Source organism: Synechocystis sp. PCC 6714, from assembly GCF_000478825.2.
In the GTDB taxonomy this organism is placed as follows: Bacteria; Cyanobacteriota; Cyanobacteriia; order Cyanobacteriales; family Microcystaceae; genus Synechocystis.
In genome coordinates this window covers 58,789-79,072 of sequence record NZ_CP007544.1, presented here as the reverse complement: position 1 = coordinate 79,072, position 20,284 = coordinate 58,789, and the positions used below count along the sequence as shown (strand labels likewise).

The window sequence follows — 20,284 nt, the reverse complement described above, 5'->3', positions numbered from 1 at the left end:
TGATAATTTATGCCCCCTCTGCCAATGCAAAGGAGATTAGGCAATCACCATCAAGAAAAATTTTATTGAGAAAAAAGGAATGGATTAAAGACGGGAACCCCTGATTTTTCAAAGTCCCCTACATTTCGGGTTACGACGCACAGATCATGGACAACGGCAATCGCCGCAATAAATAAATCCGGTTGACTGAAAGTATAGTTCTGCTTTCGTCCTTTTTCCACTAACCATCGCCACTGCAAAATTACATCTTCATTCACCCCCAAAAGGCGATCGCCAAACCAGGGACGCAAAACTTGATCTAGCCATTGGTTTAATTCCTGGCGAAATACCTTGTCTTCAGTCCTTTCTATGCCAAAACGGATTTCCGCCATGGTGATGGTGCTGATATAAAAGGAGGTGGGAGATTGGCGATCGGCCCAGGCTTTTACTGCTGGATTGCAATTCTTCTTGCAAAGTTCTGAAATTACGTTGGTATCCAATAGCCAACCCTTCATAGCTCCACTGCTCTGACGGGACTTATGACGCTGGACTGCTCAAAATCCAGGCGATTCAGGGGCGACTGGGAAAGAAATTCGTGGATATTGGGTTGGGCCATCAAGGGCAAAAGTTTAGCAAATTGATCAGCAGAAAGAACCACCACAGCATCTTTACCCCGCACTGTGACAAGCTGGGGATTCTCTGCCTGGGCTAAGCGTACCAATTCGCTAAAACGAGCTTTGGCATCTTCTAATTTCCAAGTTTGAAAAGTGTCCAAACCTTGGGTTGCTGAATTAGTCATTTCCTTACCTGACTATACCTAGTCAGATTCTAGCCTAAAATTCTCCACGTTCGTATTTATTTCCACTTTATTGAATGAAAATTAACCGCCAGGGGCAGGCAAAAGTATTAACAGAGCAGGAATTACATGACCTGTTCACTATTGGGTTATTGACTCCCAGAGATCGCCTGTTGTTTGGCATTTGTCTTTACACTGGTTGCCGCATTGGAGAGGCCTGTTCTTTGGCCTGGGCTGATGTAACTACTGATGCCATGACTTTCCGCATTGAAAAAACCAAGACTAAATCCAGTCGGACTGTGGCCATTTCCCCGGCCTTGCAAGCTTTATTTGATGAATATCGGCAACAACAATGCTTTAGGTTTTCATCGTCCTATGTGTTTCGGGGCAAACAGGTGGGGTCACACCTTCATCCTTCCATGGCCCACAAGATTTTGAAAGCGGCAACGGATAGGATTGGAGTGAGGGGAGTTTCTACCCATTCTTTCCGCCGCACTGCGTTAACTATGATGTGCAGGAAGGGCATTAATCTCCGGGTTATTCAAAAGATTAGTTTCTATTCCGGCCTACGCCCATCAGATTAATCAATGGATTTTACTAGGGATTAACTAGCAATTAGGTATTTAAGCTTAGCGTCTGTTTTTCCTTTTCTGTCGTGATCCCATGTAAGCGAACAATTTCACAACTATTTTTTGCAGTGACCGTAATTTTTGGTAAAATTTAGACATAACTAATACAAAATCATTAAATTTAGCCCAAAAATGCCTAATCAATATTTAGTTTCAGAACGACATAAATATGATGATGACAAGGAGGAAATTATTTACATCAATGAAGGAGGACGCAGAGAAATTTACGGCAATATTTCAGGAAAGATTAACATCTATGAAGCTAGAGTTGTTGATTGGTTTTTCGACATTGCGCGTCAATTAACCCCAAATGATAGCAATACAGGTGATTATGTAGCACTCATGATTGCATTATCTTATGTTGAAGGTGTTGAGCAGTTTAGAAGAGGCAATAAAGTTGTAAAGGATTTGATTAAAAATCCCAACAGCTTTCCTAAATCTGATAAATTATGTAAAAATAGCTTGAGAAGAATATTTCCTGGCTATCCAGATGAAGCGAAAGAAACCAGTGTATATTGCAAGATATACAAACAAATAAGATGTGGATTATTTCATTCAGGATTTACAAGAAAAAAAATATATCTTTCATACGAGCAAGACAAAGCTATTCAAATTAAAGAAGAGGTAACTAACATACATCCAAAATTATTTCTTGAATGTATTATTAGCGACTTTGAAAAATACATTTTGGCTCTTAAAGATCCCAATGAAAACCAATTGAGAGAAAATTTTGAAAAATTGTGGGATTATCTTTGGGAAGAATCATAATTTTTATTTTTCAGGACTAGCAGATATATTTTAACTAAAAGTTACGGTTATAAATCCTGAACAAGTTACAACGCCTGGTTTATCCTAACTGAATGACCGACATTCCAGGAACTGAGCGACAGGTTGAAGGCATTCCCCTAGTGCCAATTGGGGCCAAGCTCCCCTATGTATTGGAAGTAAAGACCTCCCAACTAATTGATGTTCTTTCTGCCCTCACCCCTGACAAAGCCAAGGATTTCAGAAAAAAGGCGGGGGACTAGTTATACTCCCGCACCCGTCCAGAATTTATCTGGAAATGAATGCCCATCTTCACCTTGTTTATGGTGACCAAGAGGACGGCCACGGTGTTGCTCACTGGTGAAAACTCTATTACGGCGATCGCCTTCGAGTTCAAGCACTTTGACAGCAGGGTGGCCACAGGGTTGATAATGCCTCTTCGACATTAGACCTTAGTCTTCTGGGATCAAGTAAAGGTCTGGGAAGTAATTAATCATTGGCAGAAGTCAGAAACTTTACTAGGGAGTTAATGACGCATTATAAAGTTAGTTTATTTATTTCTATTTTTCAGACAGAGCTATAAAAATTGACTTAAAATAGAAGTAAAGCGCATTAGTAGTAGGATTATTACTTATGTTATTACCCCTTGTTCGATATTGGGGAAGTGGGTTAATTATTGCGGGAATATGTCTTACGGAACTGGTTGGAATTAATTTATTCATACCCACTGTTTCTGCCCAGGTATATCAGAATACCCTCAATCAAAAAATGGCTATCCTCAAAAAATCTAATCAGCGTTGGATTGAAGTTAATCTCTCCACACAACGTTTAGTTGCCTGGGAGGGAAAGAAGCCTGTTTATGCCGTTATTATTTCTACGGGAAAGAAAAATACCCCAACAATTCCGGGCATATTTGCCATTCAAAGCAAAAGGCGTATTGATAGGATGAGAGGGGCGGATTACGATATCGATGATGTTCCCTATGCCCAGTATTATAGTGGCGGCTATGCCATTCATGGAGCCTATTGGCATAAAAGCTTTGGCATACCAGTTAGCCATGGTTGCATTAATCTGGCGGTTGATCATGCGGAGTGGCTATTCAAATGGTCTGAAATAAAAACTCCTTTAGTTATTCATTATTAATGATAAAAACTATTGCGTAATCTTGCATGATTATTTAATAAAATTTACCCATTGATAATTGCTATAATTGCTTAAAATATCAAGTTTATAAAACTATTCTAATAATATGTCCAATAAGCCTCAATTTTGCCAATCTAATCTTGTCTCCCATTTCAATTATTTTAATTTACCAGAAAGTATTCCTGGAACGTTAAATCTTTCCCCTAACGCTCCTCCACCGAAAATAACTTTAATTGATTATAATCAAAATCAAGCCACAAAGATAGAACTAAAAAATCCCTTGAATTGTGGGGCTTATGTTGATACTGAATCCGTATCCTGGATTAACATTGACGGTTTGGGCAATAAAGCAACTTGGCAACAGTTAAGTGAAGTTTTTCAACTTCATCCCGTTGCTCTAGAAGATATTGTTAATGTTCCCCAACGCCCAAAAGTAGTTGAATACGAAGAGCATTTAATTTTCATTTCCCGGATGATAACTCTAGATAAATTATCCCAAAGTTTTATTAGTGAACAAATTAGCTTTATTTTAGGTAAACATTATTTGTTGACCATTCAAGAAGAACCAAAATATGATTGTTTATCTTCTGTTAGAAATAGAATTCGTAGTAAAAAAGGAATAATTCGACAAAAAAATGTTGATTATTTATTTTATGCTTTAATTGATGCCATTATTGATGGCTTTTTTCCCGTAATGAAAGTCTATGGTGAATTGGTTCAGTCTTTACAAAGTGAGGTGATTTCTCAGCCAACGAATAGATCATTGGCCAAGATTCATCAATTACAACAGGATCTATTAATTATGAGACGTGCCATCTGGCCTCAACGGGATGCAATCAACTCTTTACTTCGGGATGGTAGTGATTTAATTTCTGACGAGGTGCGGGTATTTTTACGGGATTGTTATGACCACACAATTCAAATCCTAGATATGATAGAAACCTATCGAGATTTAGCATCTAATTTAACAGATATTTATCTTTCCTCTGTTAGTAATCGAATGAATGAAATCATGAAAACACTAACGGTTATTTCTAGTATTTTTATCCCACTAACTTTTATTGCTGGAATTTATGGTATGAATTTTAATCCTGATAAATCTCCTTGGAATATGCCAGAGTTAAATTGGTATTGGGGTTACCCTGTAATTTTGATAATAATGTTAACAGTGGGAGTAATAATGCTTTTATTTTTTTGGCGTAAGGGTTGGTTTAAAGATCTTAATAATCTTGAAAAAGTAAATAGATGATGTTTCTCTATCAATTTTGTAAATATTTTTCCCCAAATCTTTCATTAAGTTAAATGCGTTATTCTTTAAATTGATGGGACTCAACATAAAGATTAAAAGCCAAAGAATAATGCTCCGTAAAGGAATTTCAATGGTAGAATTTACTAAATAGTTTTGAAGTAGGGATATTTCAAGATTTTTTGGTCATAGATAATTAATGGGACGCCATACTGTCAGGCGATCGCCGCTAAAATTCTATTGACGAAAAGTAAAAAAGAATACTAGCCCAGAACTAAATCAATCGTTGTAAAGTCTTAATAAATTGCCATAGTTAACCAAAAAGTTATTAATCGGGGCTTCAGCGAGTCAGATCCAACTTGGGTCTTTCAAAAACCTGAACGAATACCGAAGACGGCAGCAGATACAAAACTTCATGGGCCAAATCATAGGCTTTCCTTGGCCCCTTCACCTCCAGTTCCATCGACGAAAAAGAGTCAATCTCTAACTTGTAATCCTGGCCATAAATCCAGAGCCAATCATCACACTGTGATCCCCATTCCAGGCGGGGGAAGTGGCTGGATAAGATTGAGATAATTAACTCAAAATTTGAACGTCTTAATTCTGCAAAGATGACCCACTCGTTTTGATCCATACTGGTTGTGACTGTTAGTCAATAGATATTAACTATTCTCTCTCTGATATCCATTGATCAGCTTTTAGAGCAGATTGAAGAAATTGAAGAGCTACAAGTTTACAAGTAAAGAATTCAAGGTCTGCCCCACTCAAGCCAACGAATTACTAATTTTCCTTCCCAGTGTTGAACAATCAGCGATACAGCTTCAATAAAGTCCTCGCCCTCCAGGGAAACATATAACCAGACCACGTCATTGGCTTCCATGGCAGGATATTGCCACTCTGTTAAGAGGCAGTCCACCATAACGATCGCGCTACGGATTGGCCCAGATCCATAGTCAATCATTGCTTCCACTGTTTTCCTCAGCGTTTGGGGCGAATATTGCTGTTGTAGTTCCGGCGATAACAAAGCATAGGCCGAAGTGTAATCTGTCTGGGTTAGGAGATTACCAAATAGTTGGGCTAATTGAATAGCTTGCTTAATCATTGTTTTCTATCATGGCTATTAAACAGAAATAAAGAATATTTAACCAGACTAGATTTAGACTCCCTAACTCTAACCAGAGTTGCCATGGCATCGGGGAAAACATCGACAACAGCTTAATTAGCAGACAGGTAATCAAGCATTGCTATGGAAACTTTCATCAATCTTGAGATGTCATTGCTTCTACCATAGTCATTTTTCATAAACTATAACTGAGGATTACTCATTAGGCCCTTGGGTTGCACCACATTCTTTACAATGGGGCAAATGTTGATAGGTAAGGGCATGACAGCTTGGGCATTCAACATATTGATAATAACCACAGTGGGGACAATAGGAATCCTGGGGACGAATTCGCTTTGCACACTTTACACAACTGGATTTTTGAAACCGTTTAGCTGCTTGACCTTTGGGATTAAAAACAACCCTTTGAAAAAATTTAATAATGCCAAATCCCACTAGGGGAATAAGCAAAATATATAGGTAACTAATGGCAAAAATTAGTCCACCAAAAACAGCTTGAACAAAATTTAAGACGAGATCAAAAATAAGGCCAAATTGTAAAAATTCAAAGACTTTTAAAATTAGCGGAATAAGAAAAATAACTAGCAGATGCCAGCTAATCAAAGCCACTAATCCATAGCCTTTTTTCACTGCAATGCTATGAATCCAAAGAGCAATTACAATTAAGGGAATTAAAAAGAGAGCCTGGAAAAAAAACCGAATGGTAGGATACCAAAATACTGCATTGGTATAACTCTGATTTAATTCCTCCCAAACATCTTTTTGGTTAATAAAATTAAGAAAATTAACGCTTTCTGGCTTTGCCAAAAGTTGTTGTTCTAGACGGGTAATTTCCTGTTTAAGGTTGGCAATTTTAGCAATATTTTGATTTAATTGTTGCTTGGCTTTTTCTGGAGGAGTTTGATTAATTGAGTTTTCTTTCCCTTGACCAGCAATTTTTTCTAATAATGTTGAGTCATACTGGGAGCGAATGGTATTATTAGATTCCTCAAGCTCATTAATTTGAGCTACAGTTTGGTTAATCTTGATAATAAGAGTTTGATTGTCGGTGGTTTGAATTTTATCGTAATACTGGGCATAGCTTAAACAAACTTGACTAACTTGACCAAGATGCCCCTTTTCTGAATCTCTGAAACTCTGCTCCAAATTGTATTGATCAATAGGGTCAGTGGCAATAGCTTCTCGAATAATTTGAAGGTTTTTGCCAGCAGTGGTTTGGCTTTGATAATTTTGCCAAGGGGCATGGCAAGGATAGACTAAGTTGGGTGCAAGATACCATTGCCCAATATCTTCTATTCCGGTAAAAACATTAACAAGAATAAAGATATCAATAAGAATAATTACGATTAAGCTGACCTTGTTTAGAGGTTCATTTTTAACTGTTCTGGATTTATTCCAAAATTGTCCAAATAGCCGACGAATAGAACTAAACATTGGGATAATAAGTTTTTACGTTAAGTTTTTAAATTAAGCACCGGAAGCTGTGACCCAGTATCACGAATCAAAACCAGAAGTTCCGTAGGGTTATTACTGGTCAAGGTAAGGATAGGGCTCTCAACTCTTACTCCGTTTCCATTGCCAAAACTAATTGTTTTGTTAATTGTGCCATCCAATTTGTTATCTTTTGCTATTCTGCCAGATGGATTAACCATTTTTCTGAAACCCTTGTTTTTCTTAAACTAGCTCCGAGAATTCCCCCGGCGATCGCCATAATCCCATTAACTAGGATTGCCTGACGCTGGATTTAATCGGATGGAGTTAAAGTTTCGTTAAGATTAGTTACGGATTAACCAGGGAGGAAAAACTAAAATTAGACTTACACTAATATTGTTTATCAATACATTAGTACACTCAATAATCTTTTAGGAGTTATATGTTCAAGGTTTATATATATAATTGTTATGGAAAATATTACACAGAAAGTTTCCGTATAATCAATAATTCTGGGGCAACAACATAATTGGGAAGGGTATGAAAACTACTGTATATATTGCAACAAGTGTTGATGGCTTCATCGCACGGAACAATGGTGGTATTGATTGGCTGCCTAGTGGAGGAGACACCGATGGCGGAGAAGACTACGGGTATCAAGAATTCATTGATTCAGTGGATGCCCTTGTCATGGGGCGAAATACTTATGAGTTGGCACTGTCATTCGATTCATGGCCCTATGGTGAAAAGCCAGTATTTGTTCTAAGTAGTCGGAAAATTGACATTCCTGACGAAATTGCCAAAACAGTCGAGTATATGTGCGCGCCTCCAAGCGAAGTAGTTTATCGTCTATCAGAGCGTGGATTCCAGCATTTATACATTGATGGCGGAAAGACAATTCAATGGTTTCTCAGTGAAGGCTTGATTCAGCAATTAATTATCACTAAAGTGCCAATCCTCATAGGTGAAGGAATTCCACTTTTTGGTTCGCTTCCTCACGATGTCAGATTACATCATCTGCAGACACGACAGTTTTAAAACGGTTTGGTGCAAAGCCAATACCACGTGATTGAGGATGCCGCATAACCAGCTTGATACTGTCGCCATGGAAGAGGGTTGGGGTGCAAACATTGAAATACCATCTACCATGGAGCACAAGCCAAACGAGTTTGTGAAACAAGCCATGAAAATCGATATCATCATTGTCTACATTCAGCGATATCGAAAGGGACATGAGGTTCATTTTGTCCCTCCGCTGACTGGTATCCATCTTGCTGCACTGACCCCAGCAAAACATACTGTTCGAGTTATTCATCAGCAGGTTGAGACGGTAAATCTGGACAGCGAAGCAGATGTAATCGTTCTCTCCTTCTTTAGTGGTTTTGCACCGGAAGCATATCGCTTAGCAGCGGAGTACCGAAAACGCGGCAAGATAACAATCGCGGGCGGTCCCCATGTGACCTTTGCACCAGAGGAAGCCCTAAGATTTGTGGATAGTATCGTCATTGGTGAAGGGGAATCAGTCTGGGACCAGATTTTCCAAGATATCGAACAAAACACTCTTCAGCAACGATATGTTGGCGAAGCAATTCCCCTCACAGATGTCCCCACACCCCGGTACGATCTTCTACCTCCACAGTACTTCATTCGACGGGTTGTCCAAGCCACTAGGGGATGTCCATTTACCTGCTCATTCTGCACTGTACCCGTCCTCAATCCTGGCTTGCGTACTCGTCCTATCGAAGCGGTGCTGAACGACATCCGATACAACAAATTCAAATGGTGGTGGCAACGAAAAACTGTCTGGTTCTGGGATGATAATCTGACAGCAAATAGACCTTATATCAAGGAACTTCTGCGCCAGATGATACCCCTGCGAAAATGGTGGTTGACCCAAGCAAGCATGGACATCACCAAGGATGACGAGCTGTTAGATTTAATGCGCGACTCTGGTTGCATCGGAATTTTTTTCGGGATTGAGTCATTTGGCCAGGAATCCTTAGAGGATGCGGGAAAACGCCAAAACAAAGTAGCAGAATATCAGAGTAAAATCAAAAAATTGCACGATCGCGGCATTGGCGTAATGGCTGGTTTTATTTCCGGTTTAGATGGAGATACCCCAGAAAGCATCCGAGACATGGCTAACCAATTGGAGGAAATTGGTGTTGATGTGCCATTTTTGAGCATTCTTACTCCCTTCAAAGGTACACGTTCATACTCGAAGATGATGGATGCGGATCGGTTGCGTTCGGATTTAGGGTGGGAGTTTTACAATGGCTATAATGTCACATTCATGCCCAGTAAAATGACCCCTGCAGAGCTTTTAAAAGCCCACCGAGATTTGTGGAGATCAGCCTTCAGCCTGCAAGCAATTTTTCGTCGAATTGGCAGATCTTTATTTACTTTGCGCGGGGGGGCAATGATGATGTGTGGCATTATGAATCTCTTCTACGGCCTAAAAGCTCTTACAAATAATGAACCGATTAGCTTCGAGGGAACGGATAAATATCAATCAATTCGCGAAACCATCGATTCAATTCCGCATAGTCCCCAGAAGGTTGAGTCTATGTGAGAAATTTATCAGAGAACTGAGGTCTAAAGCCTCGCTGTATACCCTAGGGCATACGGAAATAGAGCTCTGCAATGGGGTGAACGTCTGGGCAGACAAGACTTCCGGGTTGAATGCCGCGAGGAATTTAATTTATAGCTAACTGATTTAAATCTTGATTTATTGTAGGGATTAAATTGGTTGAACGGAGCGGACAAACTTTTGTAACTGACGGCTTTCTAGTTCTAAAACCCGCCGAGCAAAATCAGGATCATGGTCGAGTAAATCATCAAATTCATCCACAGAAATAGCTAAGATACGGGTACTTTTGCTATCGGCAATGATGGTATTTTCCGAGTTGCTGTGGGCTAAAACCTCTAGTTCATCCAATGTTTGTCCTGGGTGCAATTGCTCAACTCGAACTTCAGTTTCTGTTTGATAGTGAACATTCGCATCACCCTCAATTAAGAGCAATAATTCTCGACAGGTATCCCCCGCTTCGGTGATCACATCCCCTTTGTTATAGGTTCTCACTTCGGCCCGATCCGCTAGGGCAATGAGGGTTTCACTTTGCATACGGTGGAAAAAATCACTATTAAATAGATACACCACTCTTTCTAGGTTAGGGAATTCGGTTAAAGGAGGATTTTCCGTCGATGTTTCTTGCCAAGCAAGGCAGTGATTAAGGGTGTCTTTCACTAAATGGGAATTAAACTGATGACCATAATTAATGCCAATGGTTTGACACCGTTCTGGAGCCAATTGGGCCAGCATATAAAGGGCGGCAGCCTGAATCATGGGATTGTTATCCTGGAGCAGGGCTTCTAAATAGGCCAAAGTAGTTTCTGGGGAAAATTCCAATGAACAGGACACAGGAATTTCTCCCGGTTCAGTCAAACATTTCCGTATTTCATCTGGTAGACGATCGCCCCAGTGTTCCTGCTCTAAAAGTTCACTTAAAACTGCGGGGGAAGCCTCTTGTAAAGATTGGGCTAGGGGTAAGGATGGGGGGGCTGATTGCAGTTGTTCTAGGGTTTGTAAAACAGAGCGGACAATTAACTCTTTTTTGTGGCTAATGTTTTCCCGCAATAGGGTTAATACGGCTTTATGTTTCTGGATTGTGGGTTGATTGAGGGCACGGTAATAGTCAATTAATTCCGGTAATTGAGCCAGTAAAAATTCTGCTTTTTTAACACTGCTAGCTTTATTGGAAAAACCGTTTAAAATCCATTCTTCTTCTTGGGGGGTAATGGAATATTGACGGCGTAGGGAACGAATGGCGGCGGAATCCTGCAATGATACCTGTTCTAAGGAAACCAGATCCGGCTGTTTCCGTTGTAGCAACAATAACCGCTCCAGGGATTTACGATAGCCACTCAAGCGAATTTGATTCTCCAAACTCCGTTGGCGATCAGGATTGAGCAACTCTGGATCTTCAATGCCTAATTCTTCCAGCACTAAACGGTGTTCGTCACCCGTAATACCTAATTCCTGGCGCATTTGTTGTAGAACTTCTAGACTACTGGAGTAATTAACGTAACCTTCTTCTAGAGCTTCACGGACTACACCTTTATAGGCTTGATGGCGTTTTTCTTTGGTAAAGCCGGGTAAAACCTTTGCCAACACATAAACTTCATGGGTATTGAGGTCGCTTAACGTCCGTCCCTCTAAAAATTCTGAGACATTAACCTGTAATTTTTCTAACTGTTTACGGAAGCGATTGGCTAGGTTTTCTCGGGAATACAAATCAGGACTACGCCGCCAAGTTTTGTATAACCAAAGGGTGCTTAGGGCCACTAAGCCTAAGTCATAGAGATATTGCACTGCCAAGGGCAGCAATTGTATTAATGGTCTACCTCCAAAGATAAAGAAAAAATTGAAGATAGCAAACGTACAAATAATAAAAATGCGATGGCGAATAATATCTATATTTAGGTTATTTTTTTGTCGCCGATTGTGGGCTTTAATTCTTTTTTCCAACCATCGCCCAGCCCCATAGGCAATGGCAGTACATCCCCCTAGCACCAATGGTACGGCCACTAATTTGGGAATGTTAATGGCTTGTCCGAATAGATAAAGTCCAGGATCCAATAGGGAAGCAAGCTGATCCGTTTGCCTTAACCATGCTCCAGAAAAATAATAGTTCCAGTTGCCAGCATAAAGGTAGTAATAGGAAAAATAACCAATTACTAAACCGACGTAACCATAGCGTAGAAATGACGTTTCTGGTTGATTTAAACTGTTCCAATAGGTCCGCTCAGCGTCAATATCAATGCAGGGATTTTGACAGGCTACACAGGCACTCTGCTCTTTGCCATCGGGCATGACTGTGCGGCACATGGATTGGGTAACAAGCTGTTCGCTGGTGTGGGCTTTGCTACTCAATAATCCCCCCGGTTCACTATAAATACTCTGCACTGGAGCCATGGGACAAAAATATTGACACCAGGATTTGCCGCCATACCAGTAACCAACGCTGATGGCCATTGCCACGGTGAACAAGAGCCAGCCCGCCAGTACCAGGCGATCGCCGTTAAAAAAGAGGATGCGCCCACATAGGCCGGCAAATAACCAGCCAAATTGAACATAGGCATAGTTACGGCCGAGCCAGGAATTGCGGTCCACTCTGGCCAGTTCGTAGCGTACTTTGCCAGTTTTTTTATTTTCCCGTTTGAATTGTCGTTGCCAACCCAACGCCCGAGGAATCTGGGACAAAAAAGAAAGGGGACAAATTCTTCGCCAGAGTTCATGGCCAAAGACCAACAAAATAAAAATAGCTGCCGGTACAATAGCTCCCCAAAAAAGGGTTGTGCCTAAAGGATAGGCTTGCTCTACTAAACATTTCCCTTGAACTTCTATGCATTGCTCTGACAACCGCAGGGGACTCCAGGGATGGTCCTTAGTGGTGAGATACGCCGTCCACGGATCAGAAAAGAGGGAGGCAATGATCAACAGCCAACCCCCAGTCAATATCCACCGAATCCAGTGCATCCGCCGCTCTGACAGTTGTGCGAACATAGACAAATCCTTTTTTGCTTGGGCTTTTATCCATTATTCACTCAATGCTAACTCGTTTTGCCATTGATTTTAGTCTGGGTTAAAAATCAAAATGGTGTTGGTAGCCCAGATATTGTTGCGGCACCGTTAGATACTGCAGCAGAACAAGGCTCCCCAGAACAGGGATTTACTGCCACAATTACAGGGGCTAGGCGTATTTTAGAGACAATGGGTTGTGCGCCATGTTTCAGCCAATAACTGCATTTCGGATATTTCTGTAGGCTCAATCCGTTTCAAATTAGCTAAAATAAGCCCCATACGGCCAGTTTTTTGTAGTTTTTCTTGATGTCGGCTCAGAAAATCCCAGTAGAAATAATTGAAAGGGCAAGCATTATCTCCAGTCCGCAGTCTAGGGTTATAGGGGCATTGTTGGCAATAGTCACTCATTTTGTTGATGTAATTAGCGGAGGAGGCATAGGGTTTTGATGCTAATATTCCGCCGTCAGCAAACTGTCCCATTCCCAAAACATTAGTTTGCATTACCCAATCATAGGCATCAATAAAAACAGCGTGGAACCATGTCAGCAACTGTTGAGGGTTAACACCCACAATCAAGGCAAAATTGCTGAGGATCATTAATCGCTGAATATGGTGGGCATAGCCTGTCTGCTCAACTTGTCTTAACACGGTGCCTAAACAGTTCATTTTGGTCTGTTGAGAATCCCAGTAAAATGCAGGTAGGGAAAAATCATGGTTAAACCAGTTACTCTGGCCGTAGTCATCATCCACCCATTGGTAAAGGCCCTGCGTATATTCCCGCCAACCTAAAACCTGGCGAATAAATCCCTCAACATTGTTTAAAGAAATACTTTCAGTGGCAAATGCTTTAGTTGCGGCTGTGATAACTTCCCATGGTGTCAATAATCCCAAATTTAAATAGGGAGAAATGAGGCTATGCCAGAGGGTATTTTCTTGGATTAGCATGGCATCTTGATAGGTGCCAAATTGCTCTAGACCCCTGCTAATGAACTGATCAAGTACCTGCAGAGCGGCTTGGCGAGTTACTCCCCATTGAAATCCAGATAGTTGTCCATAACCGGGTAAATTTAACTGCTCAACCCGTTCGATAACCTGTTGGGTAATGGCATCGGGATAAAAAAGTATGGGAGCGGGAGGATTTAGAAGCTTTTTCGGTGGTTTGCGATTATCTTGGTCAAAATTCCATTGACCCCCGAGTGGTTGATTGTCGGCCATTAAGATTTGCCACCGTTTACGGCCTTGGCGGTAAAAATCTTCGAGCAGTAAACGCTTACGACCATTGGCCCAGGTGGAAAAATCATCCTTAGACCAGAGAAAATGATTGTTGGGTAAGAGGGTCAATTTACAGGGCAATGTCAGAGAGCGTAACCAGTTTTCAAAGGGGCGATCGCCGGGGGTCATTACCTGGAGATGGGTAATGCCTTGGGTTTTAATCCAATGCTGGAGGGGAGTGAGAAAGTCTTCAGTGGTTTCATAGGTAACTGACCAACCCTTTTCAGTCAGTTCTTGGGCAAAGTGTCGCATTGCCGACCAAACCAACACTAATTTTTGGCGATGGTAAGGACGTTGCCGTGCAAATTCCACAGATTCAATCAGAATAACTGGCACTTCCGAGGGATTGGCTGCATGGCTTTTTAATGCCGTTTGCCCTGACCAGAGTTGATCTCCTAATATCCAAATGCCAATGGCCATATAGATTGTTGTGTTTGTGTTAAGGACAAAACAGCGACGGTGAACTTAATTTTAATGAACTCTTCCCTCAGTTAGGCGATCGCCAAATTAGCTTTTGATCTTATTCCCAAGCATCCAACTCGCAATGAGTATCAATAAATTAGTATGCCTAGGAGATGGTTATGGGCATTGGTTTAGGGCTAATTTTTTTCAGCGGTACCGACTATTTTTTCGCTTTTATCGAGAAAATAACATCATTTTCCTGGCTTCCGTTAATGATAAAAACTCTAAACGAGCTTGTAAAAGTAATACAAATACCTATAAAATCTTCAGGAAAACGTTGGAAAGCGGTCATCCTGCTGATAAATGGGATGATTTGTTAATAGGGGCTAAAAACGTAGTTAAGCGTTCACAAAAAGTCGCTGAAACTGGGCTTTAATTTCTTCCCCCATCACATCGGCGATCTCGTAAAAATCACTCCGCAGTGTGGCAGTAAACCCCTAGTAATTTATTTAGGGTTATCTCTATGGTCTTTTACTCCTACATCGGGGCTTTCGGTCAGTGATTTTAAAATTGCCGATCTCCAATTACTTATTTTGATACTCCCTTTAGTTGTGAATAATTTCCCATGACTTCCAACCGCTATCATTTCTCTTTACCAAGGGATTTTTTCTGTGATGGGGCGTCCTACGTCCTAACTTCTTCTAGTTTTGGGGGTAGTTCATTAACCCCAGACACTTTATCACAATTACTTCGAAATGCTGATGGAGAAGCCATTAGTCAGCTTTTAAGCAAAGGAATTTGTTTACCATTATTTTTTCCTGGTGACTGTGCTTTTGATGGAGCAGTTTTTATAGTGGGAGATTTAACTACCCTTGAAGAGCAAGAATGGATTGGACGAATTCAAAGTAAGTTAACAATTCCCTGTGGGAAATTATTATTTGTTTGTGGAGGTGGCTCTCCAGAGGATTTTGAAGGGGCAATCTCCGGGAATGGTATCAATGGCTATACCGACTATTTTCATATCTTAGAAATACCGCCGGGGGATTACTTGGTGGAAGTATTAGCCTACGTTTCGAGTATGAGCGTTGACTTTTATTTTGAAGAAAATGAATCCTTAACAGAATGGTTTTATCAAACTCGACCGGGAGAAACTTTACCTCAATGGTTAGAAACTTTTAAATCTACAGGCTACATTGGGGAGCTAAGTGATGAACTTTTAACCTATATCGTACATCTAACCCCCTTGGTCGATGAGCCATCTTTACCAACCCTTATATCTGAAATTGGTTGGTGTGGGGAATTTGAATTCCGTCGCCCAGAAATTTGCCCCAGGGGAATTCCTCGGAGCTATTATAATCAAATTTAAAGTCAGGTAATTTAAGGTAGTTTATGGAGCGGCAGGGAGAATGCTAGTTCCATGGTCGACCTATCTAAATTCTTTTCTTTCCAAGAAAAACCAATGAATTTTTCTGAACTTCTCTCTGTTGTCCTCGCCATTCCTTTGACAACGGGCTTACCAGTATTGAATTGTGATCACCTTTCTATTTTTGGCATTGCCCCGGCGATCGCCCAAGTTTTTCCTGATATAACTAGCCCGACAGCACAGCTTTATTTACAGGCAGATTCATTGATTTCTTTGGGCTTCATCGAGGAAGGTATGGCGCTATATGAACAATTATTAAAAGGGATTAGAGAAACCGGCGATCGTCAAGAAGAAGCTAAATTTTTGCATGCCATTGCCTCTAGTTTCCAATTACGAGGTGACCTAGAACGGGCTTTAACTTACTATGAAAGAGCTTTAGATCTATCGGAAGACATACCCTTAAATCCTGAAAATCAGTCCTTTGATATTAATGAAATCGCCAATGTCATTGGTTCTATTTATCTTGTCTTGGGACAAAATGAACAAGCTTTAATCGCCTATGAACGAGCTGTGGAGATCGACCAAAAATTTGGGTTGCAATGGCAAGGGATAGGAACCCTAAGTAATATTGGCACTGCCCATAGACTGGCTGGAAATCTTGAACAAGCATTGGCAAGCTATCAACAAGGACTTTTCCTTGCTGAAGAGACCGATGACAATTACTTTAAAGCAAAAATTTTTAACAAAATTGGTATGCTTTATCAAGCCCAAGGGCAATTTGAGTTAGCCCTTAATGCCTATCAGCAGGGATTAGTGGCAGTGACCGATCAACCGAAAGAGTATCAAATTGTTGATCTCGTCCTAACTTTAGAAAATCTCAGCAATCTTTATCAATCCCAGGGACAGATAGACCAAGCCAAGACCTACGAACAACAGGCAAAAACGGCGATCGCCCAAGCATCGGTGGATCAATATGGGGATGCCAGCCTAAAGCGGGGGGCAGACTTTCTGGAGGATATTGGCGAGTTTTATCTAGTAGATGGACAACCTGAACGGGCAAAGGATTACTTCGATCGAGCGGTGGCGATCGTTCATCCGATGTCAGATGACTATGCAGAACTTAATCTGTTGAACAGCATTTTAGTAACCTATCGCAAACAGGAACAAATTGAAGCAGCTTTGCCCTACCAAGAACGCCATATGGAAAGGGTTTTAAAAATGGGCTTATTTGAAAATTCTGCCACATCGTTTTTCGGGCTAGGAGAAATTTATCAAACCATTGGAAAACATGAATTAGCTTTAACTGCTTATCAACAAGCATTAAAATCTTACCAAGAAGGTAATCAAGCATATGGTGGACAGACAGAAAATATTGTCCGTAGCTTACGCAAAATTGGGGAAATTTATGAAGCCCAAGACAAACCAGAGCAGGCATTGATGGCCTATCAAGAAGCCCTCAAATTTTATCCAGAAGAGCAAACAGAAGGTTTACTGGGAAAGCTTCCCATACTTGAAGCTTTAGTGAAATTCTATACCACCCAAGGACAAAATGATCAGGCACAAAAATATTTTCAACAAGCACAAATACTACGTGATTTACTTTTTCCTTAACCACCCAAAATAAAGCATTTTAATAATAAATTAGGGTAAGTAAAATTGGGGAAATTGACAACCCCATTTAAAAGTTTTCAAAAAATATAACGGAGATGAAACAAACTTTATTTCTGACCTAGCTTTTCTAATTTTCCATCGTTCTCAAATAAAACTAAAAATATGCTCAAATTTATAGGCATTACATTACTTGCTGGATTGGGGGGCTACGCTCTTGGCATTATAGCTGGGGTCTTCTTCGTCAAAAATTTTTCTACTAATGTTCAAGATAAACCTTTGGAGTTAGCAATGACTTCGATCTTTTTCTTTGGCCCAGTTGGAGCTTTTATAGGATTGATTATCGCAGTTGTATACCAACTTTTGCGCCGATATTTATGACTCTTCTGTATCTATAATTAAAGGTGTATTTGGTGTATTTATTAGTGCATCTAAAAAATTAATCGAGTCTTTAAAATGTCAGAATGATTATGGTACATTGAGCAAAATATTTTCCATTGTTGGGCTAGATACAGTAACTAGATATAGTAAAAAGTGGGCTTCACCAATGAGACCGGCCCGGGCAATGTCATAGGGGAAAGAGTACCAAAATATTAAAAACTCCCACCCCCAGGGGCATTGGCTTGACAATTACCAAAATTGCCGAGGAGTTAGATATGGATATTAAACAGGTTAATCGGTTTGTCGCTAACCAAAATTAACCAAAGTAATTGAGGGCCGAAATGGTCATTGGTCAGTATATGGCTTGACCTGTCTTTTAGCGATTTTGGAGAGATTCGCTTTTTACTGCGCCGTCAACCCCTATCGTCGTTGTCAACTGTCAGGGAAACCTTAGCTAATAAATGGTTTTGGTGATCGCCTAGATCCCCAATGCACAGTGGTAATCCAGGGTGCCATCAAATTTAGGCCTTACAGAAAGCTGGATTTTAGCCGAGTATACTTTCCTCCTTGTCATCAACCTAATAGAGACCGCATAGAAATCAAAAAAATCACGCCGAACCTTTAACTACATCACTAAGAGGAGTAAAATTTTTGTAATTGGTAACAATTTTATTGGAAGTGCAGGCTCACAATGTTAGACCAACGCGATTACACTCTCATTATCGATAAAAGTGGTAGTATGTCTGCCATTGAACCCAAAAGTCAAAAAACCCGATGGGAATTGGTTCAAGAGTCAACTTTAGCCCTAGCAAGAAAATGTGATCAACTAGATTCTGATGGAATCACACTCTACACTTTTTCTGGTAAGTTTCGTCGTTATGATAATGTTAATGCTTCTAAAGTAGAGCAAATTTTCCAGGAAAATGAACCTGTTGGTGGGACTAATCTGACTACCGTTTTACAAGATGCGATCAACAATTTTCTCCAACGGAAAAAGTTAAGCAAGGCTAAAGTTGGTGAAACTATTGTAGTTATTACAGATGGAGAACCTAATGATCGTAGATCAGTTTTTGAAATAATTATTCAAGCTAGTAAATCTATAGATACAGATGAAGAACTAGCAATTTCTTTTATACAAATTGGCGATGATCCTGGTGCGACTAAATTTCTCCAAGCCCTTGATGACCAGTTAATGGAAGTGGGAGCTAAATTTGATATTGTTGATACGGTGACATTTGATGATATGGAAGATTTAACCTTAACTGAAATTTTATTAAACGCTATCCAAGATTGAGGATAGAAACACCATTATGCGTAACTCTGACTCCATAGATTCGATCTTAGCTGATATGCGTCAAAAGTATGTTGAAGGATCAAAACAAATATCAGGAAAATTAGTGGGAGATTCTGTATTAGGTAAGGAAGACCAGGAACATCCTGCCCTAGATAAAATCTTAAGTGAATTGAAAGAGGGTTTAAAGGTTGATTATTTTGGCACTACAACTAATCAAGCTAAATCGGTAGAAAAAGAAAAGACACAATCTTTAAATCCAGAACTAAAACGTTTAGTTGATGATAAAAATAAACGAAAACAAAAACTGATCGCCCAAAAAGCTCAAGAGTGGTTAAATGAACTTGATCCCCTTTCAGGTGAAGGTCTTTGGTTTTCAGATTTAGCCAAGCATTACCCATCCCCTCTAGCGGCAGCCATTGCTCTGCTCAATAATGAGTCAATCTAGACCATTGTAACCACTGGCGATCGCCATGACAGATAAGCCCAAGACGACCCCCAAGGGACAATTACCCTAGAGTTCTCCCCAAGCAAAGTTTAGGGAAGTTCCTTCGGCGTTGAGCAATTATTTTTCACCGGCGCTATACTGGCAAGTTCTATGGTTTTTTCTTAAACTGCTTAGTTAGCAATTGTTCCAACCTGTAGAAAAATCAAGACAACTACAAAATAAATGATTGACATTGTAAAAGCAGATCCCAGTCTATCTAATCACGCCGAAGCTATAGTTAAATTAATGGACGAGTATGCACTTGACCCAATGGGTAGTGGTCAAAGTTTGCCTGATTACGTTAAAGCAAATCTTCCGGCAGAACTAGCAAAAAGAAAATCGGCTCATGTTATTCTTGCTTTCGTTGATGCTCAACCCGCTGGTCTTATTGTTTGCTTTGAAGGATTTTCTACGTTTGCTTGTAAGCCATTATTAAATATTCATGATCTAATTGTCTCTTTACCTTATCGTGGAAGGGGATTATCTAAATTGATGTTACAAAAAGCAGAGAATATTGCCGTTAATTTGGGTTGCTGTAAACTTACTCTAGAGGTACTTGAAGGAAATTATGCTGCTCAATCAGCATACAAAGCATTTGGATTTAGTGGTTATGAGCTAAACCCCAAAATGGGTAAAGCATTGTTTTGGGAAAAGAAGTTAGCAGAGGTGAATATATCAGAGTATAATCAACCAAAGTAAGGTTGAGACAGCTAAGGTCTTTACCAAAGAGACTTTTAGCTCCGGTCAGTATCTTACTTTCAATTAAATCAACTATAATTCCAAG

At 40.2% G+C, this 20,284-nt stretch carries 21 protein-coding genes; 14 read left to right on the top strand and 7 right to left on the bottom strand.

Annotated features, from left to right (window positions below; translation table 11 throughout):
• Positions 1–62: 62 nt before the first annotated feature.
• Positions 63–494, bottom strand: a complete 432-nt coding sequence (locus D082_RS16915; protein ID WP_040123016.1) for a type II toxin-antitoxin system VapC family toxin — start codon at positions 492–494, stop codon at positions 63–65.
• Positions 491–778, bottom strand: a complete 288-nt coding sequence (locus tag D082_RS16910) for a type II toxin-antitoxin system Phd/YefM family antitoxin (RefSeq protein WP_051738969.1) — start codon at positions 776–778, stop codon at positions 491–493. Before D082_RS16910 ends, D082_RS16915 begins: the two co-directional genes overlap by 4 nt.
• 74 nt (positions 779–852) lie before the next feature.
• On the opposite strand from D082_RS16910, the gene D082_RS16905 reads away from it, so the two are divergent.
• From D082_RS16905 to corA, 5 genes are all read left to right on the top strand, one after another.
• Positions 853–1,359: a site-specific integrase gene (locus D082_RS16905; RefSeq protein ID WP_051738968.1), complete on the top strand. Its 507-nt coding sequence runs from the start codon at positions 853–855 to the stop codon at positions 1,357–1,359.
• Positions 1,360–1,536: 177 nt separating this feature from the next.
• Positions 1,537–2,172: a hypothetical protein gene (locus D082_RS16900; protein WP_040123015.1), complete on the top strand. Its 636-nt coding sequence runs from the start codon at positions 1,537–1,539 to the stop codon at positions 2,170–2,172.
• Between the two features lie 92 nt (positions 2,173–2,264).
• Positions 2,265–2,432: a hypothetical protein gene (locus D082_RS18675; protein ID WP_158506530.1), complete on the top strand. Its 168-nt coding sequence runs from the start codon at positions 2,265–2,267 to the stop codon at positions 2,430–2,432.
• A 370-nt stretch (positions 2,433–2,802) separates the two neighbouring features.
• Positions 2,803–3,312: a L,D-transpeptidase gene (locus D082_RS16895; RefSeq protein WP_040123014.1), complete on the top strand. Its 510-nt coding sequence runs from the start codon at positions 2,803–2,805 to the stop codon at positions 3,310–3,312.
• Positions 3,313–3,418: 106 nt separating this feature from the next.
• Positions 3,419–4,561 carry a magnesium/cobalt transporter CorA gene (corA, locus tag D082_RS16890; RefSeq protein WP_040123013.1) on the top strand — a complete coding sequence of 381 codons (1,143 nt, stop codon included), beginning with the start codon at positions 3,419–3,421 and terminating at the stop codon, positions 4,559–4,561.
• Between the two features lie 337 nt (positions 4,562–4,898).
• Here corA and D082_RS16885 read toward each other — a convergent pair whose 3' ends face one another.
• The 3 genes from D082_RS16885 to D082_RS16875 form a co-directional block, all read right to left on the bottom strand.
• Positions 4,899–5,192 carry a hypothetical protein gene (locus tag D082_RS16885; protein WP_040123012.1) on the bottom strand — a complete coding sequence of 98 codons (294 nt, stop codon included), beginning with the start codon at positions 5,190–5,192 and terminating at the stop codon, positions 4,899–4,901.
• 114 nt (positions 5,193–5,306) lie between these two features.
• The gene (locus tag D082_RS16880) at positions 5,307–5,660 is read right to left on the bottom strand and encodes a hypothetical protein (protein WP_040123011.1); all 354 of its coding nucleotides are present in this window, start codon (positions 5,658–5,660) and stop codon (positions 5,307–5,309) included.
• Between the two features lie 216 nt (positions 5,661–5,876).
• A complete protein-coding gene (locus D082_RS16875; protein WP_040123010.1) occupies positions 5,877–7,115 on the bottom strand; it encodes a membrane protein in 1,239 nt (412 codons plus the stop codon).
• 537 nt (positions 7,116–7,652) lie between these two features.
• Here D082_RS16875 and D082_RS16870 point away from each other — a divergent pair.
• Together D082_RS16870 and D082_RS16865 are read left to right on the top strand one after the other, a co-directional pair.
• Entirely contained in the window at positions 7,653–8,150 is a 498-nt protein-coding gene (locus D082_RS16870; protein ID WP_051738967.1) for a dihydrofolate reductase family protein, read from the top strand.
• A gap of 109 nt (positions 8,151–8,259) precedes the next feature.
• Positions 8,260–9,684 carry a radical SAM protein gene (locus tag D082_RS16865; RefSeq protein ID WP_051738974.1) on the top strand — a complete coding sequence of 475 codons (1,425 nt, stop codon included), beginning with the start codon at positions 8,260–8,262 and terminating at the stop codon, positions 9,682–9,684.
• A 168-nt stretch (positions 9,685–9,852) separates the two neighbouring features.
• Here D082_RS16865 and D082_RS16860 read toward each other — a convergent pair whose 3' ends face one another.
• Both D082_RS16860 and D082_RS16855 read right to left on the bottom strand, forming a co-directional pair.
• Positions 9,853–12,678 carry a cyclic nucleotide-binding domain-containing protein gene (locus tag D082_RS16860; protein WP_028946478.1) on the bottom strand — a complete coding sequence of 942 codons (2,826 nt, stop codon included), beginning with the start codon at positions 12,676–12,678 and terminating at the stop codon, positions 9,853–9,855.
• A 198-nt stretch (positions 12,679–12,876) separates the two neighbouring features.
• Positions 12,877–14,388, bottom strand: a complete 1,512-nt coding sequence (locus D082_RS16855) for a cryptochrome/photolyase family protein (protein ID WP_028946479.1) — start codon at positions 14,386–14,388, stop codon at positions 12,877–12,879.
• 124 nt (positions 14,389–14,512) lie between these two features.
• Between D082_RS16855 and D082_RS16850 the strand changes: the two genes are divergently transcribed.
• From D082_RS16850 to D082_RS16820, 7 genes are all read left to right on the top strand, one after another.
• Positions 14,513–14,806, top strand: a complete 294-nt coding sequence (locus D082_RS16850; RefSeq protein WP_051738966.1) for a type II toxin-antitoxin system YhaV family toxin — start codon at positions 14,513–14,515, stop codon at positions 14,804–14,806.
• Between the two features lie 189 nt (positions 14,807–14,995).
• Positions 14,996–15,736, top strand: coding sequence for a hypothetical protein (locus D082_RS16845; RefSeq protein ID WP_028946481.1), 741 nt, complete (start codon positions 14,996–14,998; stop codon positions 15,734–15,736).
• Between the two features lie 93 nt (positions 15,737–15,829).
• The gene (locus tag D082_RS16840; RefSeq protein WP_028946482.1) at positions 15,830–17,344 is read left to right on the top strand and encodes a tetratricopeptide repeat protein; all 1,515 of its coding nucleotides are present in this window, start codon (positions 15,830–15,832) and stop codon (positions 17,342–17,344) included.
• A gap of 162 nt (positions 17,345–17,506) precedes the next feature.
• Positions 17,507–17,722, top strand: a complete 216-nt coding sequence (locus D082_RS19235) for a hypothetical protein (RefSeq protein WP_028946483.1) — start codon at positions 17,507–17,509, stop codon at positions 17,720–17,722.
• Positions 17,723–18,413: 691 nt separating this feature from the next.
• Entirely contained in the window at positions 18,414–19,016 is a 603-nt protein-coding gene (locus D082_RS16830) for a VWA domain-containing protein (protein ID WP_028946484.1), read from the top strand.
• Between the two features lie 16 nt (positions 19,017–19,032).
• Positions 19,033–19,461: a salt stress protein, Slr1339 family gene (locus D082_RS16825; RefSeq protein ID WP_040123009.1), complete on the top strand. Its 429-nt coding sequence runs from the start codon at positions 19,033–19,035 to the stop codon at positions 19,459–19,461.
• Positions 19,462–19,683: 222 nt separating this feature from the next.
• Positions 19,684–20,199, top strand: a complete 516-nt coding sequence (locus tag D082_RS16820) for a GNAT family N-acetyltransferase (protein ID WP_028946486.1) — start codon at positions 19,684–19,686, stop codon at positions 20,197–20,199.
• The last annotated feature ends 85 nt before the right edge of the window (positions 20,200–20,284 follow it).

Coding starts and splice junctions, on each gene's coding strand:
- D082_RS16915 (WP_040123016.1), bottom strand. CDS start 494: ATGAAGGGTTGGCTATTGGATACCAACGTAATTTCAGAACTTTGCAAG.
- D082_RS16910 (WP_051738969.1), bottom strand. CDS start 778: ATGACTAATTCAGCAACCCAAGGTTTGGACACTTTTCAAACTTGGAAA.
- D082_RS16905 (WP_051738968.1), top strand. CDS start 853: ATGAAAATTAACCGCCAGGGGCAGGCAAAAGTATTAACAGAGCAGGAA.
- D082_RS16900 (WP_040123015.1), top strand. CDS start 1,537: ATGCCTAATCAATATTTAGTTTCAGAACGACATAAATATGATGATGAC.
- D082_RS18675 (WP_158506530.1), top strand. CDS start 2,265: ATGACCGACATTCCAGGAACTGAGCGACAGGTTGAAGGCATTCCCCTA.
- D082_RS16895 (WP_040123014.1), top strand. CDS start 2,803: ATGTTATTACCCCTTGTTCGATATTGGGGAAGTGGGTTAATTATTGCG.
- corA (WP_040123013.1), top strand. CDS start 3,419: ATGTCCAATAAGCCTCAATTTTGCCAATCTAATCTTGTCTCCCATTTC.
- D082_RS16885 (WP_040123012.1), bottom strand. CDS start 5,192: ATGGATCAAAACGAGTGGGTCATCTTTGCAGAATTAAGACGTTCAAAT.
- D082_RS16880 (WP_040123011.1), bottom strand. CDS start 5,660: ATGATTAAGCAAGCTATTCAATTAGCCCAACTATTTGGTAATCTCCTA.
- D082_RS16875 (WP_040123010.1), bottom strand. CDS start 7,115: ATGTTTAGTTCTATTCGTCGGCTATTTGGACAATTTTGGAATAAATCC.
- D082_RS16870 (WP_051738967.1), top strand. CDS start 7,653: ATGAAAACTACTGTATATATTGCAACAAGTGTTGATGGCTTCATCGCA.
- D082_RS16865 (WP_051738974.1), top strand. CDS start 8,260: ATGGAGCACAAGCCAAACGAGTTTGTGAAACAAGCCATGAAAATCGAT.
- D082_RS16860 (WP_028946478.1), bottom strand. CDS start 12,678: ATGTTCGCACAACTGTCAGAGCGGCGGATGCACTGGATTCGGTGGATA.
- D082_RS16855 (WP_028946479.1), bottom strand. CDS start 14,388: ATGGCCATTGGCATTTGGATATTAGGAGATCAACTCTGGTCAGGGCAA.
- D082_RS16850 (WP_051738966.1), top strand. CDS start 14,513: ATGAGTATCAATAAATTAGTATGCCTAGGAGATGGTTATGGGCATTGG.
- D082_RS16845 (WP_028946481.1), top strand. CDS start 14,996: ATGACTTCCAACCGCTATCATTTCTCTTTACCAAGGGATTTTTTCTGT.
- D082_RS16840 (WP_028946482.1), top strand. CDS start 15,830: ATGAATTTTTCTGAACTTCTCTCTGTTGTCCTCGCCATTCCTTTGACA.
- D082_RS19235 (WP_028946483.1), top strand. CDS start 17,507: ATGCTCAAATTTATAGGCATTACATTACTTGCTGGATTGGGGGGCTAC.
- D082_RS16830 (WP_028946484.1), top strand. CDS start 18,414: ATGTTAGACCAACGCGATTACACTCTCATTATCGATAAAAGTGGTAGT.
- D082_RS16825 (WP_040123009.1), top strand. CDS start 19,033: ATGCGTAACTCTGACTCCATAGATTCGATCTTAGCTGATATGCGTCAA.
- D082_RS16820 (WP_028946486.1), top strand. CDS start 19,684: ATGATTGACATTGTAAAAGCAGATCCCAGTCTATCTAATCACGCCGAA.